This is a genomic window from Streptomyces sp. BV286 (genome assembly GCF_019090165.1).
Classification (GTDB): domain Bacteria; phylum Actinomycetota; class Actinomycetes; order Streptomycetales; family Streptomycetaceae; genus Streptomyces.
This window is the reverse complement of record NZ_JAHRIB010000135.1, coordinates 23,770-37,636: the sequence shown is the minus strand read 5'-3', so window position 1 is coordinate 37,636 and position 13,867 is coordinate 23,770. Positions and strand designations below refer to the sequence as shown.

General features: G+C 71.8%; 12 protein-coding genes and 1 pseudogene. 4 read left to right on the top strand and 9 right to left on the bottom strand.

The window, feature by feature from the left end; genetic code table 11:
• Positions 1–109: 109 nt before the first annotated feature.
• A complete protein-coding gene (gene ribA / locus KUF83_RS19305; protein WP_217455977.1) occupies positions 110–769 on the bottom strand; it encodes a GTP cyclohydrolase II in 660 nt (219 codons plus the stop codon).
• Positions 770–844: 75 nt separating this feature from the next.
• On the opposite strand from ribA, the gene KUF83_RS19300 reads away from it, so the two are divergent.
• Positions 845–1,600: a creatininase family protein gene (locus KUF83_RS19300; RefSeq protein ID WP_217455976.1), complete on the top strand. Its 756-nt coding sequence runs from the start codon at positions 845–847 to the stop codon at positions 1,598–1,600.
• 194 nt (positions 1,601–1,794) lie between these two features.
• Here KUF83_RS19300 and KUF83_RS41995 read toward each other — a convergent pair.
• From KUF83_RS41995 to KUF83_RS19280, 5 genes and pseudogenes are all read right to left on the bottom strand, one after another.
• Positions 1,795–2,811 (bottom strand): annotated as a pseudogene (locus KUF83_RS41995) (YbhN family protein); the annotation flags it as partial.
• On the bottom strand, positions 2,811–3,803 hold the full coding sequence (locus KUF83_RS19295) for a class I SAM-dependent methyltransferase (protein ID WP_217455975.1): 993 nt from the start codon (positions 3,801–3,803) through the stop codon (positions 2,811–2,813). The gene KUF83_RS19295 and the pseudogene KUF83_RS41995, both read right to left, overlap by 1 nt.
• A complete protein-coding gene (locus KUF83_RS19290; protein WP_217455999.1) occupies positions 3,800–4,900 on the bottom strand; it encodes a glycosyltransferase family 4 protein in 1,101 nt (366 codons plus the stop codon). Before KUF83_RS19290 ends, KUF83_RS19295 begins: the two co-directional genes overlap by 4 nt.
• 23 nt (positions 4,901–4,923) lie before the next feature.
• On the bottom strand, positions 4,924–5,322 hold the full coding sequence (locus KUF83_RS19285) for a 6-carboxytetrahydropterin synthase (protein ID WP_055513514.1): 399 nt from the start codon (positions 5,320–5,322) through the stop codon (positions 4,924–4,926).
• 258 nt (positions 5,323–5,580) lie between these two features.
• Positions 5,581–6,555 (bottom strand): zinc-binding alcohol dehydrogenase, encoded by a 975-nt coding sequence (locus tag KUF83_RS19280; RefSeq protein WP_217455974.1) that lies wholly within the window; start codon positions 6,553–6,555, stop codon positions 5,581–5,583.
• Positions 6,556–6,699: 144 nt separating this feature from the next.
• Between KUF83_RS19280 and KUF83_RS19275 the strand changes: the two genes are divergently transcribed.
• Complete coding sequence (locus tag KUF83_RS19275; RefSeq protein ID WP_217455973.1) at positions 6,700–7,482, top strand: CDP-alcohol phosphatidyltransferase family protein; 783 nt, start codon at positions 6,700–6,702, stop codon at positions 7,480–7,482.
• Positions 7,483–7,743: 261 nt separating this feature from the next.
• Here the strand turns inward: KUF83_RS19275 and KUF83_RS19270 are convergent, their stop codons facing one another.
• Complete coding sequence (locus KUF83_RS19270) at positions 7,744–7,947, bottom strand: cold-shock protein (protein ID WP_217455972.1); 204 nt, start codon at positions 7,945–7,947, stop codon at positions 7,744–7,746.
• Between the two features lie 524 nt (positions 7,948–8,471).
• On the opposite strand from KUF83_RS19270, the gene KUF83_RS19265 reads away from it, so the two are divergent.
• Positions 8,472–8,744, top strand: a complete 273-nt coding sequence (locus KUF83_RS19265; protein ID WP_217455971.1) for a hypothetical protein — start codon at positions 8,472–8,474, stop codon at positions 8,742–8,744.
• Between the two features lie 57 nt (positions 8,745–8,801).
• Complete coding sequence (locus tag KUF83_RS19260) at positions 8,802–9,995, top strand: N(5)-(carboxyethyl)ornithine synthase (RefSeq protein ID WP_217455970.1); 1,194 nt, start codon at positions 8,802–8,804, stop codon at positions 9,993–9,995.
• A gap of 36 nt (positions 9,996–10,031) precedes the next feature.
• On the opposite strand, the gene KUF83_RS19255 is transcribed toward KUF83_RS19260, so the two are convergent.
• Positions 10,032–11,240, bottom strand: coding sequence for an LCP family protein (locus tag KUF83_RS19255; RefSeq protein WP_217455969.1), 1,209 nt, complete (start codon positions 11,238–11,240; stop codon positions 10,032–10,034).
• 45 nt (positions 11,241–11,285) lie between these two features.
• Positions 11,286–13,292, bottom strand: coding sequence for a bifunctional polysaccharide deacetylase/glycosyltransferase family 2 protein (locus KUF83_RS19250; RefSeq protein ID WP_217455998.1), 2,007 nt, complete (start codon positions 13,290–13,292; stop codon positions 11,286–11,288).
• Positions 13,293–13,867 lie beyond the last annotated feature (575 nt).

The following is a 13,867-nucleotide window of genomic DNA, read 5'->3' as shown; positions in this document are numbered from 1 at the left end:
CCGTCCGTACCGCTCGCACCACGTCCCGGGCGTCCGGGTGACGTGCCCGGCCGCCGCGCGCCGCAGGGGGAGGTCGGCGGCGCGCGGGGCGGCCGGGGGCCGGGACGCGTCAGACGCGGTGGCCCACGACGGCGTCCAGGTGGGGCAGATCGTGGTCCAGACGCTCGCGCTTGGTGCGGAGGTAGGTGATGTTGTCGTCGCAGGGCGGGATCAGCAGCGGCACCTGTGCGTCGACCGCGATGCCGTTGCGGAGCAACGCCTCCCGCTTGCGCGGGTTGTTGGACAGCAGTCTCACCGAGCGGACGCCGAGGTCGTGCAGGATGTCCGCGGCCACGCCGTAGTCACGGGCGTCCACGGGCAGTCCGAGCGCGAGGTTCGCCTCGACCGTGTCGAGGCCCTCCGCCTGGAGCTTCATCGCCTGGAGCTTGGCCAGCAGACCGATGCCACGGCCCTCGTGCCCCCGGAGGTAGATCAGGATGCCGCGGCCCTCCGCCGCGATCTTCCGCAGTGCGGTGGAGAGCTGGGGTCCGCACTCGCAGTGCCGGGACCCGAACGCATCACCGGTCAGGCACTCGGAGTGCAGCCGTGTGAGCATTCCCTCTTCCCGGATGTCCCCGTACACCAGGGCCACTTGTTCGTCTCCGCGGGTACGGTCCAGGTAGCCGACGGCCTGGAAATCCCCGTACACCGTGGGCAGCGGGGCATTCACGACCCGCTCGACGCCTGCGGAGTGGGATTTCCCGGCGAGTACGCCATCTATTTCTGTCATGATTCTGGTTCCTAAGCAGAGACGAAAGGTCGCGAGAACATGGTCAATTCGGGCGGTTCGGAAATACGGCTCACGATGTCAGGTCCGTTGCCGGTGGACACCACGGAGGACGTACGGGCACGAGGCGCCGGTGTCGCCCGGCAGGTCGCCGTGCTCCCCGTGGGCAGCTTCGAGCAGCACGGCGCGTATCTTCCGCTGTCGACCGACACGCTCGTCGCGTGTGCGATCGCCCGGGAGGTCGCTGCAGCATTCCCCGTTCACCTCCTTCCTCCGGTGACGATCTCCTGCTCGCACGAACACGCGGCCTGGCCGGGAACGGTGAGCATTTCCTCCGTGACACTCCATGCGATGGTGCGGGACATAGCCGAATCGCTGCGCCGCTCCGGGGTGGACACGCTCGTACTGATCAATGGTCATGGCGGAAATTACGTACTGGGCAATGTAGTTCAGGAATCCTCCGCGGCCGGCGCTCGAATGGCTCTGTTCCCGGCGGCCGAGGACTGGGAAGCGGCACGGTTGGCGGCAGGGGTGGAGACCTCGCTGCTCACCGATATGCATGCGGGGGAAATTGAGACCTCCATTCTGCTGCACACGGATCCGGAATTCCTCAGGCCTGGCTACGAGACCTCCGACTTCGTCGCCGACGACCGTCGGCAGTTGCTCTCTCTCGGCATGTCGGCCTATACCAAGTCCGGTGTCATCGGGCGCCCTTCGAGGGCGTCCGCAGGGAAGGGGAAGGAACTTCTGGCCTCGCTCGCCGACTCCTTCGGAGCGTACTTCTCGCTGCTGACATCGGAGTCCGTACTGCCGCCGGTGGTCGATTCGCACTGAGCGTCCCCGCTTCCTTCCGCGCGGCCCGGCTTCCGCGCTCCCGGCGACCGCGGGCCCGGCCCGGCCGCCGCGCCGTCCACGCGCGGGCTCCGCAGTCCCGCGTACCAACGCGCCACCAGTACGGCGACACCGGGCAGGCTCGCGGCGAAGCTGAGCACGCCGTAGACGACGGCCACGGTCAGGCCCTGGGTCGCGCCGAGGCCCGCGGCGCCGAACGCCCAGGCGGTGACGCCCTCCCTGGGCCCCCAGCCGCCGACGTTCAGCGGCAGGCTCATGGCGATCAGGGCCAGCAGCGCCAGCGGCACCAACTCGGCGGCGGACGCGGCGGACCCGGCGACCCGGGCCGCGAGCAGGAACATCAGGACGTGCCCCGCGAGCACCACGACGGACGAGATCACCACGCCCGGCCAGCTCCCGCGCGCCAGCAGTGCTCCGCGCGCCTCGGCGAGCGTGGCACGAACGGCCTGGCGACGGCGGGACGTACGGGGCGTCCTGCCCCGGCCCCGGACGGCGCCCACGGTGACGACCCCGCACAGCGAGACGACGGCCAGCAGCACGGCGAGATGCCGGGTCTGGGACAGGACGGGCGAGGGCAGGGTGAGCAGTACGGCCACACCGACCACGGCCAGGACCACCTGGCCCGCGACCCGCTCCAGGACGACGGCGCGTACTCCGCGGCCGACGTCCCCGGCGCTCTGCCCGTGCCGGACCGCGCGGTGCACGTCGCCGAGGACCCCGCCCGGCAGCGCCGCGTTGAGGAACAGCGCACGGTAGTAGTCCGCGACGGCCGGGCCCAGCGGGAGCCCGAGCCGCAGGCCGCGGGCCACCACGCACCAGCGCCAGGCGCTGAACACCGTGGTGAGGACCCCGATGCCGAGCGCCGCGAGGAGCGTGAGCGAGTCGATGCGGCGCAGGCCGTCGAGGAAGACGCCGGTCCCCAGCCGCCAGGTCAGCACGGTGAGGATGACGACACCGGCGATCGAGCCGAAGTGGGTGCGCAGGAGCCGGGAGTCGAGGCGGGCGCGGACACGGCGCAGGAGGCCGGCCCCGCCGCCGTGCGGGCGCACGGCGGGCAGAGAGCTGTTCGCGTCGGCGCGAGGCCGCGGCGCCGTCGCGTCGGCGCCGCGGTCGTCGCGGACCGCCGCCGACAGTTCGTCGTCCAGGGCGGCCAGTGACCGCGCCTCCTCCTCCGCGACGGCCTGCGCGCCCATCACACTTCCCCGCCCGGTCGGGCCAGCGCGAGCAGGTCGCTGTGGTGGACCACCGCGCGCAGCTCCCCCGCCTCGCACGCCGTGAGGCGCTCCTGGAGATAGGCCGCCGCCGGGCCGGCCAGTTCCGGGCGCTGTTCGACGGCCGCGCCGACCCAGCCGCGCAGCCACTCCGCCGTCAGCGCCGACTCGTCGGGTCCGAGGCGCCACGCGCTGGGGTGCACCCGTACCGTCGCGCCGTGCCGGGCGAAGGCGTCGCAGGCCGCGTTGATCGCCTCGGGGCCGAGCAGGTCTCCGCGCCGCTGGTGGTCGTTGAACGCCTCGGCGATCTCGGCGTCCAGCGGATGGGCCGGGGTGAGTTCGACCCGTCCCACCACCGAGAGCGTGAGGAGGGCGGGGCAGCCGGCCCCGGCGCAGGCCGCGGCCAGTGTCTCGATCTCGTCGGGGGTGAGGACGTCCAGCAGCGCGGAGGCCGTCACCAGCGAGGCGCCGGCCAGGGCGTCCGCGGTGAGCCGGCCGACGTCGCCGCGCTGCGTCTCCACCGTGACCCGGCTGCCGTCGGCGGCCGACCGGGGTGACCCGACGGCGGCGAAGTGCAGCAGGTACGGGTCGCGGTCGTGCAGCACCCAGTGCTGGGGCCCGTCGAGCCGGGGCGCGAGCCAGCGTCCCATGGATCCGGTGCCGCAGCCGAGGTCGTGGATGACGAACCCGTTGGCCCGCCGGGGCAGGTTCGCGAGCCGGATCCGCAGGGGATCGAGCAGCTCGGAGGCCCGGGCCGAGGCGTCGACGCCCTCGCGCAGCTGAAGCCACTCGGGGGCGTAGCGGGTGGTGTCGTCGGTGGCTTCGCCGCGGGTGCGGTCGCCGAGCCGAATCGTTCCTGTGTCCCGTCCGCCGTCCCCGGCCCCGGCCCCGGCCGGCGTCATGTCGCCCGGTCCCGGGGCGGTCGTCATAGCGGCCCCCGGAATCCCTGTCGGCGTGGTGCTCGTTCCGCTCATGCCGCCCCCCTCCTTGCCTCGCTCTTCAGTCGCCCCAGGACACCCGACAGACTCCGGGCCGTGGTGGCCCAGCCTCCCAGGGATGCCCGGCGGGCGCGCGCGGCGGCCTTGAGGCGCCGGCGTACGTCTGCCTCGTCGAACCAGCCGCGCAGTTCCGCGGCGAGCGCCGCGGGGTTCTCCGGCGGCACGAGCAGGCCGGGCACCCCGCCGTCGGGGGCACGCCCGACCGCCTCGGGGAGCCCGCCGACGTCCGTGGCCAGCACGGGAATCCCGCGGGCGAGCGCCTCGGTGACGGCCATGCCGTACGTCTCCGCGTACGAGGTGAGGACCATCAGGTCGGCGGAGGCGTAACTCGCGTCGAGTGCGGCGCCCGACTGGGGGCCGGCGAGGTGCAGCCGGTCGCCGAGGCCGTGTTCGTCGATGAGGTTCCGCAGTCCGGCCACGTACTCGGGGTCCTGGTTGAGGCCGCCGACGAGGACGCAGGTCCAGCGCAGGTCGGTGACGGTGGCGAGGGCCTCGACGAGACGGTGCTGCCCCTTGCGCGGGGTGACCGAAGCCACGCACAGCAGTCTCGACACGCCGTCGGTGCCGGGGGCGAGCGGAGCGATGTCGGCGCCGGGGGCGGCAACATGGACCCGGTCGGGCGCCAGTCCGTGGTGGGCGACGAGTCTGCGGGCCGCCCACTCACTGGTGGCGACGACGGCCGGCACGGCACGCAGGGTGCGGCGCTCCCGGGCGTCCAGGTCCGCGGCCAGCGCGGGCGTGAGCCCCGTCTCGTCGCCGAGCGGCAGGTGCACGAGAACGACCAGGCGCAGCCGTCCGGCCTCCGGGATGACGATCTCGGGGACCGAGCAGGCGACCAGACCGTCGAGGAGTACGACGGTGCCGTCGGCCAGGTCCGCGAGGGTGCGGGCCAGTTCGGCACGGGCCGGGGCTCCGGGCTGGGGCCAGCTGCCGTCGATGGCGTGCTTGTGCACCTGCCAGCCGAAGCCGGGCAGGTCGAGGCTGACCCGGGCGTCGTACACGTTGCCGCCGCTGGGCATGGTCGGGTCGTCCACTCCGCCGGGCATCACGAAGTGCAGGGCGCGCAGGGACATGGGGATGATGTCGGCGTGGTGGTTCACAGCGCACGCTCGTAACTCGCCCAGGCGATGTGCGACTCGTGCAGGGTGACCGTGATGCCGGCCAGGCCGCGGGCTCCCTCGCCCAGCGCCCCCTTCTCCACGCGCTCGGCGAGGCGGTCGGCGACGACCTTGGCCAGGAACTCCGTGGAGGTGTTGGTGTCGGCGAACACCGGCTCGTTGTCGAGGTTGCGGTAGTTCATCTCGGCCACCACCTCCCCGAGCTCCCTGGTGGCCAGTCCGATGTCGACGACGATGTTGTCGTCGTCCAGCTCGGCGCGGCGGAACGTGGCGTCCACGAGGAACGTCGCTCCGTGAAGGCGCTGCGCGGGTCCGAAGACCTCTCCGCGGAAGCTGTGGGCGATCATCAGGTGATCGCGAACGGTGATGCTGAACAACGGACGACCCTCCAGGTGCGGCGCGTCTGACCCCTCTGCCGGGGCGTGCCGTGTAGTACGGCCGGTCCGTTCTCCGTGTTCAGGGGGTTCGGGGCGGAGTTTCGGACAGGGTGCCCGGGACAGGGCGGCCAGGGGCGCGTGGTGTGGACTTGATTGCCGACGTGCGGATTCGCTCCGCTCGGGGCGCGTGACGGCGGCCGGCCCGTGAGGGCCGCTCACGCCGGGCGCGGGGCCGCGGATGTCACGGCCCCGTGCCGCTCAGGGGTAGCGGACCAGGTGGCACATGGCCGTCGTCTCTCCCGTGGTGAGCCCGGCCATCGCCTCGGGCAGGGCCTCGAAGGCGCATTCGCCGGTGATCAGGGCGTCGAAGGCGGGATCCGCGAGGAGTTCGAGCGCGATCGCCAGCCGGTCGGCGTACGTGCGGCGGGAACTCCTGGCCGGTGAGACGGACCCGACCTGGCTGCTGCGTATGACGAGGCGGCGGGAGTGGAACGCCTCCCCGAGCGGCAGGCTGACCTTCCGGTCGCCGTACCAGCTCAGTTCGAGGACGGTTCCCTCCGGGGTGAGGAGTTCGAGCGCGCGGGCGAGCCCGGCCTCGGTGGCGCTCGCGTGGACGACGAGGTCGCGGTCGCCCGCGGCGTCCTGCGGGAGGGCGAAGTCGATGCCGAGGGCCCGCGCGAGGTCCGCGCGTGCCGGGTTGGCGTCGACGAGCTGGACACGGGCGGCGGGATACCGTGCGAGGAGCGCGGCGACACTGGCGCCGACCATGCCCGCGCCGACCACGGAGATCCGGTCGCCGATCAGCGGCGCCGCGTCCCAGAGGGCGTTGACGGCGGTCTCCACGGTCCCGGCGAGCACGGCCCGCGCGGCGGGCACGTCGTCCGGTACGGGTGTGACGGCGCTCGCGGGGACGACGTACCGGCTCTGGTGCGGATAGAGACAGAAGACGGTCCGTCCGACGAGGTCCGCGGGGCCCTCCTCCACGGTTCCGACATTCAGGTACCCGTACTTGACGGGCCCGGGGAAGTCCCCTTCCTGGAAGGGCGCCCTCATGGCGGCGTACTGACTCTCCGGCACCCCTCCGCGGAAGACGAGCGTCTCCGTTCCGCGACTCACCCCCGAGAAGAGTGTGCGCACCACGACCTCACCCTCGGCGGGTTCCGGCAGGTGGGTGTCCCGGAGCTCGCCACGGCCGGGAGAGCTGAGCCAGAAGGCGCGGGCGGAGCGGTCCATTCGGCATCCTCCTGAGTAATCCATGTGAATGGGCTGAGCGGGCGGGCTGAACGATCGGGCGGCGAGCCACGTACCGACCTTTGCGAAGCCGCGCACAAGGTACGCGGCAATGATCGTCTCTGTCACCTGGCCGGAGGATGTGCGGTGGCCCTGAACAACACGTACGACGCGAGGCTCTTGCAGCAGGAGACGGCCGTGGGAGCGGGCGTGCAGCTTCTGTTGCTGGCCGTGCTCGGCACGGCGATCGGCCTGGGCCCCGCGGGCTGGCTCACGGGGCTGGCCTTCGGCCTTGCGACATGGGCCGTGCTCTCACGCGCCCTGCACCGCTCGCGGCCCCGTTCCTTCGGGGTGGCGAACCGCGTGACGCTGGGGCGGGCCACCCTCGTCGGAGGGGTGACCGCCCTGGTCGCGGACTCCTTCCGGAGCCCGCCGCCGGTGACGGTCCTGGTCGCGCTCACCGCGGTCGCCCTCATCCTCGACGCCGTCGACGGCAAGGTCGCCCGCCGCACCGGTTCCTCCACGGCGCTCGGGGCACGCTTCGACATGGAGGTCGACGCGTTCCTCATCCTGGTGCTCAGCGTGTACCTCGCCGCGTCGGTGGGCCCCTGGGCCCTCCTCATCGGCGCGATGCGCTACGCCTTCGTGGCGGCCGCGAAGTTCCTCCCGTGGCTCAACGGCACCCTCCCGCCGAGCACCGCCCGCAAGACGGTGGCGGCCCTCCAGGGGGTCCTGCTCCTGCTCGGCGGCTCCGGGATCCTTCCGTACGCCCTGACCTTCGGGGTCGTCGCCCTGGCCCTGGCCCTGCTGACCTGGTCGTTCGGCCGGGACATCGGGTGGCTGTGGCGGACGAGGGGCTCCGTCGAGCGCGAGGTGGCGCGCATCGAGGTGGAGCGCCTGCGCGAGACGGCGGGTGCGGGCGCCTCGTAGAGCGGCCCGTCAGGGCGCGGGAATCCGGCGCCCACCCCACGAACCCGCAGCCGTGTGCCTACAGCCTTCGCTGCGGGTTCCCGTGTGACCGGCCGTACCGACGCGGCGGAGCCGCGCGTGTCCCGGCCCGCCTCCGGGCGGTGGGTCAGCGGCCGGTCTTTTCCAGTTCTGCGATCTCGCGGTCCGGCAGAACCGATCCCGCCGCCGCGATGTCCTCGCGCAGGCAGGCCCGCGCGGGGCCTGCCTCGGGCGGGACTCTCCTCAGAGGGGGCGGACCTGGTCGGCCTGCATGCCCTTGGGGCCCTGGCTGGCGGTGAACTCCACCTTCTGGTCCTCCTCCAGGGAGCGGAAACCGTCGGTGTCGATGGCCGAGTGGTGGACGAAGATGTCGGCGCCGCCCTCGTCGGGGGAGATGAAGCCGAAGCCCTTCTCCGCGTTGAACCACTTCACGGTTCCTTGAGGCATGTGATGTCTCCTTCGGGATGACGGGTCTGGATGACGGGTCTGTTCGAGACCGCGCGCTCGCGCGGCTTCGGGTTGCCGGTCGTCAGCCGTCGAAGAAAACCCCCGGGATACGACTGAGCGCCCGCTGTCAGAACTCCGCGGGCGCTTACACGTTCGCAAACTTCAACTACAACCACTCCGCACAACGTCCGGTGTGCCGGAAAGATTCCCGGCGCGAGCGGCGGAGGCCCGATCACGCTCCCGCGGGTCGGCCGCGGCTCCGGAAGGGAGTACGGTGGCGGCATCGGGCGCACCTCGTACGCCGTCATCCGTGTCGGCGTCGCACTCGGAGAACGGCACAGGCCGGCGCACCGCGCATCCGGCCGGAAATGAGCCGCACGATGCCTTCTGGCTCGTACCGTCCCGCCGTCTCCCGCAGCCCCTTCCCCGTCCGGCGGCAGCAGATCTCCCGGCTCTCCGGGTGTCTGCCGGGTATCCCGGGATCTTGCACACGGCCCTGAACCGACCAAGAGGATGCGGGACACATGTATTCACAGGACGCGATCTCCGGTCACCGCCGAGGACGCCCCGAGCCGACCGCCGAGATGCTCTCCGGGCTGGCCTGCCTCATGTGCGGCACCGACTACCGCAAGGCGCCCGACCCCGAGGCCGTGGTGGTCTCCCACCACGACGGCAGGCAGCTGCTCGCCTGCCACGGGACGTGCGCGCGCATGGCGAGCGGATCGGTCAACGGCCTCGCCGAGACGCCCCTCCCCCTGGAGGAACGCGTCCGCGGGCACCGGGACGGCCGTTCCTGACCCGGGCGGTCCCGGCGGCCCCACCACGCACGACAACAACGAAATAGAAGGACGCGCATGAGTCTGCTGAGTCTCGGAGTACTCGCCTCCTCCCACAAGGAGAACGAGTTCCGGCTGCCGTTGCATCCCGCTCACCTCGAACGGATCGACCCGGACGTACGCGCGAAGATCTCCCTCGAGGAGGGGTACGGCGAGCGGTTCGGCATCGGCGACGACGTGCTGCGGCCGCTGGTGGCCGGGCTGCGCACCCGTGAGCAGCTCCTCGTCGAGTCCGACGTGCTGCTGCTCCCCAAGCCGATGCACGAGGACATCTCGCAGCTGCGCGAGGGCCAGGTGCTGTGGGGCTGGCCGCACTGTGTGCAGGACGAGCGGATGACCCAGACCGCCATCGACCGGCGGCTGACCCTCATCGCCTGGGAGGCCATGAACCACTGGACCTCCACGGGCGCCTTCAGCGTCCACGTGTTCCACAAGAACAACGAACTCGCCGGGTACTGCTCGGTGCTGCACGCCCTGCAGCTCGGCGGGCTGACCGGCAGTTACGGCCGCCGTCTGCGTGCGGTGGTCATCAGCTTCGGCGCCACGGCGCGCGGGGCGGTCACGGGCCTGGGCGCCATGGGGGTCTCCGACGTCACGGTGCTCACCCAGCGTGCCGCGGCCGCGGTGGCCTCACCGATGCCCTCCGTGGTGATGGGCCACTTCGAGGAGCGGGAGGACGACCCTTCGCGTCTGCAGGCGCTCACCGGGCTCGGACCCGTGCCGCTGGCGGAGTACCTGGCCGGGTTCGACATCGTCGTCAACTGCGTCCGGCAGGACACCGACGCACCGCTGATGTTCGTCACCGAGGACGAGCTCGCGCTGTTCCGCCCGGGGACCTTCTTCGTCGATGTCGCCTGCGACGAGGGCATGGGCTTCGAATGGGCCCGGCCGACGACCTTCGGCGAGCCGATGCCGACGGTGGGACCCGGCTGCCACTACTACGGGGTGGACCACAGCCCGTCCCACCTGTGGAACTCGGCCACCTGGGAGATCAGCGAGGCGCTCCTGCCCTACCTGCGCACGGTCATGAGCGGTTCCGAGTCCTGGCAGAGCGACGCCACGGTCAGGAACGCCATCGAGATCCGTGACGGTGTCGTGCTGAACCCGAAGATCATCTCCTTCCAGCGCCGGTCGACCGTCTATCCGCACACTCACGAGGTCCCGGCCGCTCCCCTCCCCCCGGCCCCGCTCGCCTCCGTTCAGCGGGTCTGAGGCGTCCCCGGCCGGGGTACGTCTGCCTCCCGCAGCTCACTCTCCCTGCGGGAGGGTCACCGGCCGGTCGTCCCTCAGCTCCGTGAAGAGTGTCCGTGCCCGGCGGTCGTCCCACTTCACGGCGCTGCCCTTGGAGGTGGCGAAACCGGGGTCGGAGACGGGCACGTTGATCTGCCGGCCGCCGCCCGCCGTGACGCCCCGCATCGCCTGGAACAGCGACATGAGGTCCCGCAGGTCCGTGTCCTTGTCGACCACGAGGGTGTCGAGGCCGGCGCTGAGGGTCGGGAAGGACCTGGCCGGGTTGAGGAGGGTCCCGGGAGTCACCGCCTTCGCGGCGAGCGCGGCCAGGAACTTCTGCTGGTTGCGGGTGCGGCCGAGGTCGCCCTCAGCCTCCTGCTTGCGCTGCCGGACGAACGCCAGTGCCTTGCCGCCGTCGAGGGTCTGGCAGCCCTTTCGCAGGTCGGCGCCGGACTTGTCGTCCCTGACGTCCCGCTCCAGGCACATGTCCACGCCGCCGACCGCGTCGACCACCCCGACGAAGCCCGCGAAGCCGATCTCCGCGTAGTGGTCGACGTGCAACCCGGTGTTGCGTTCCACGGCCCGTACCAGCAGGTCGGGGCCACCCAGCGAGAACGCGGCATTGAGCTTGTTCGGCTCGGCGCGGTAGCTCCGGCCGGTCTCGGGGCGGACGTACGGCGGGATCGTCACCCAGGAGTCGCGCGGCAGGCTCAGCATCGTGGTGCCGTTCGCACCGGTGTGCAGCAGGATCATCGAGTCGGTGCGACGGCCCTCGGCCGAACCGGTGCGCAGGTCCTGCCGGTCCCGCTCGGACAGTCCGTCACGGCTGTCGGAGCCCACGATCAGGTAGTTGGTGCCCCTGCCGCCCTGCGGCCGGTCCGGGAGCGCGCCGAGGTCGACGTCCTGGTCGAGCTTGGTGTCGGCCCACAGGTACGTGCCGGCGGAGGAAGCGAGCAGCACGACCAGCAGCAGGACCGCCAGCCGTACCGCCCTGCGGCGGCCGGTGGGGCGGGGTTTCGGGGATCTGCCACCGCCCGCGCGGCGAGGGCGGCTCCCGTCGCCCGTCCGTCCCGGTGTGGCGGGCGAGGGCATCCCGGGCAGCGGTGCCGTACGTGTCGAGGGCGGGGCGGAGTTGCCCCGTCCCGTCCTCGACGCTGCTGGGCGGGACGGCTCCGCCACGCCCGTGCTCCGGTCGTGGCCCGCCGGGTGATGGGTCCCGTCGTTCATCGGCCTGTCCAGTCCCTCAACACATGGGGTCACCCCGTCACGGGGTCATCTCGTGGGCAGGCTCTTATACGGGGCGAGGTCGCCGATCTGTTCAGCCGCGGTACCGGAACGCTTCATACGGTGCCACTTCAGCCGGCTGCCGAGCAGCACGGCGACCACCGACTGGATGACGACCAGATACATCAGCTGCCGGTAGACGACCAGTTGGAACGGCATCCACCACAGGGTCCGTACGCGCTCGCCGTCCAGCTTCAACGCATATCCGGCGCAGACCAGTTGGACACCCATGAAGCCGAACCACACCCCGGCCGACGTGAGCGGGTCGAGGAACAGCACGCCGTACAGGGCGAACACGTCGATGACCGGCGCCAGCAGCGGCAGGGCGACCTGGAAGAGCGCGAGGTAGGTGAGTCCGCGCCGTCCGAAGCGGCCGGCGACGCCGACCTCCAGGACGGCACGGCGGTGCTTCCACATGGACTGGATCGTGCCGAAGCACCAGCGGTAGCGCTGGCGCCACAACTGCCGGAGCGAGGTGGGTACTTCGGTCCAGGCGACGGCGGACTCCTCGTAGAGGACGCGCCAGCCCGCCCGCCACAGGGCCATGGTGAGGTCGGTGTCCTCGGCGAGCGTGTCGTCGCTGACCCCGCCGACGCCCATCAGCGCGTCCCGGCGGAAGGCCCCGATGGCGCCGGGGACGGTGGTCATGCACTCCAGCACCTCGAACATCCGGCGGTCGAGGTTGAAGCCGAAGCAGTACTCCAGGTGTTGCCACTTGGCGAGCAGGCCGCGCCGGTTGCCGACCTTGGTGTTTCCGCTGACCGCGCCGACGGCCGGGTGGGCGAGCGGCTGGACGAGGTGGTGGATGGCGTCCGGCTCGAAGACGGTGTCGGCGTCCACCATGACCAGGATGTCGTGACTGGCGTGTCCCAGCCCGGTGTTGAGGGCGGCGGCCTTCCCGCCGTTGGGTTTGCGGATCACCAGCACCCGTGGGTCGCCGACACCTTCGGCGAGTTCCGCCGTACGGTCCGTCGAGCCGTCGTCGATCACGATGATCTGCAGCCGGGGGTAGTCGGAGGCGAGCAGCGAGCGGACGGTGGACTCGATCCCGGCCGCCTCGTTGTAGGCGGGCACGAGCACGGTGACCGGTTCCGTCACCTCCCTCAGCCAGGGGGCGCCGGGCCGGGAGCGTTCGAGCCGCCGGACATGGGCGCGGGCGAAGAGCACGAGCAGAAGCAGCCGCAGCACTCCGAGAGCGCCCGCGATGCCGAGTGTCCAGGTCATCGCGTTCGAGAACGCGTGCCCCAGGGTGGTGGCCCATATCAGGGCGGTGCCACGCCATCGTTCGAGGACCGACACCGGCTGGTACGGGGTCAGCCGGAGCCCGGCCGAGACGGTGGTGAAGCGGTCGGCGCCCGGGTTCCTGAGCAGCTTCCCCGTCTCGCGGTAGGCGGTCGCCGTCTGGCTGAACTGGCGGACCAGGCCCTGTGCCGGTTTCCGGGACGCCTTGTCGGCGGCGACCAGCACATAGCCCTGGTCGGTGGCGCGTCGTGCCGCCTTCCACTCGCGGCCGCACAGGGTGTCGGGCGAGGTGGTCCGCGGCATCCGCAACAGGTTGGTGCGCAGGCCCGCGGTGCCCGCCAACGCGCTCTGCGTGAGGTCGAGTTCGGCGGAGAAGCGGAGCGGTGACGTCTCGCCCAGGGCGGCGCCGGTGTAGGTGTTGGAGCCGATCTCGTGACCCTCGGCACGGATCCGCCGCACGAGGTCCGGGTGGCGGGCGGCCCGGGAGCCGAGGAGGAAGAAGGTCGCGCGGGCCCGATGCTGTTTCAGCAGGTCGAGGATGCGCGGGGTCCAGCGGGGGTCGGGGCCGCCGTCGAAGGTGAGGGCGACGGTGCGGGCGGGCATCGACCCGGTCTGTACGCCGTTGCGGTTGATCCCGATGACGGGGCCGCCGCCCGAGACGGCGTCGGGGGCGGGTGAGGTGCAGTCGGACCGTGTGTCCGCGGCGTCGACCTCGTGGTTGGTCCAGCCCTCGAAGAGGAGGGCCGCGAACATCGCGGGCAGGACGAGTATCAGGAGCAGCCAGTGACCGCGCGGGTCGCGGGACTGCTTGTGGCGACCCCTCACGGAACGTCGTCACCCCTCTCGGGCGATGCGCACGAGGTTGCCCAAGTGGCCCGGCCCATGGGCGAGTTGAGGCGCGTGCCGCCATGCCGGGGCATCGCCGCGCGGTCCGTTCTCCTGCGACCCCGGGCGTTGGTGATCGACGCGCTGCGGGCTGTCTGCTGCCACTGGCTGGCGGGGCCGGAGTTACGCATGGGGCGCGAGTCTAGCCACAGCTTTGCGATCGCACGGGGTCAACGCCGAGCCTCACAGGAACCCGCACCGCCGCGGGAACGCTCCCGTCCGGGCGTCGAGCGTGCCGCACACCGGCGCCTCCACTCCCCGGCCGCACCTCGGAGAGCCACCCGCGGGGATCTGGACGCCTTCATCAGACCTGGCCTAGGCTGCACAGTAAGCGCTTTCTGGCCGGAGCATGCCAATCCGTTGTCCGGCAGGGCAACCGCGCTCCTCGCCGTGCCCGTCGCTCCCCCGCCTCATCCCACCGAGTCATGCGCTCGGCCCAGCCG

What these genes read in the sequence shown, in the direction of transcription:
- ribA (WP_217455977.1), bottom strand. Translation starts at nt 769, where the DNA reads ATGACAGAAATAGATGGCGTACTCGCCGGGAAATCCCACTCCGCAGGC.
- KUF83_RS19300 (WP_217455976.1), top strand. Translation starts at nt 845, where the DNA reads ATGTCAGGTCCGTTGCCGGTGGACACCACGGAGGACGTACGGGCACGA.
- KUF83_RS19295 (WP_217455975.1), bottom strand. Translation starts at nt 3,803, where the DNA reads ATGAGCGGAACGAGCACCACGCCGACAGGGATTCCGGGGGCCGCTATG.
- KUF83_RS19290 (WP_217455999.1), bottom strand. Translation starts at nt 4,900, where the DNA reads ATGTCCCTGCGCGCCCTGCACTTCGTGATGCCCGGCGGAGTGGACGAC.
- KUF83_RS19280 (WP_217455974.1), bottom strand. Translation starts at nt 6,555, where the DNA reads ATGGACCGCTCCGCCCGCGCCTTCTGGCTCAGCTCTCCCGGCCGTGGC.
- KUF83_RS19270 (WP_217455972.1), bottom strand. Translation starts at nt 7,947, where the DNA reads ATGCCTCAAGGAACCGTGAAGTGGTTCAACGCGGAGAAGGGCTTCGGC.
- KUF83_RS19265 (WP_217455971.1), top strand. Translation starts at nt 8,472, where the DNA reads ATGTATTCACAGGACGCGATCTCCGGTCACCGCCGAGGACGCCCCGAG.
- KUF83_RS19260 (WP_217455970.1), top strand. Translation starts at nt 8,802, where the DNA reads ATGAGTCTGCTGAGTCTCGGAGTACTCGCCTCCTCCCACAAGGAGAAC.
- KUF83_RS19255 (WP_217455969.1), bottom strand. Translation starts at nt 11,240, where the DNA reads ATGAACGACGGGACCCATCACCCGGCGGGCCACGACCGGAGCACGGGC.
- KUF83_RS19250 (WP_217455998.1), bottom strand. Translation starts at nt 13,292, where the DNA reads ATGTTCGCGGCCCTCCTCTTCGAGGGCTGGACCAACCACGAGGTCGAC.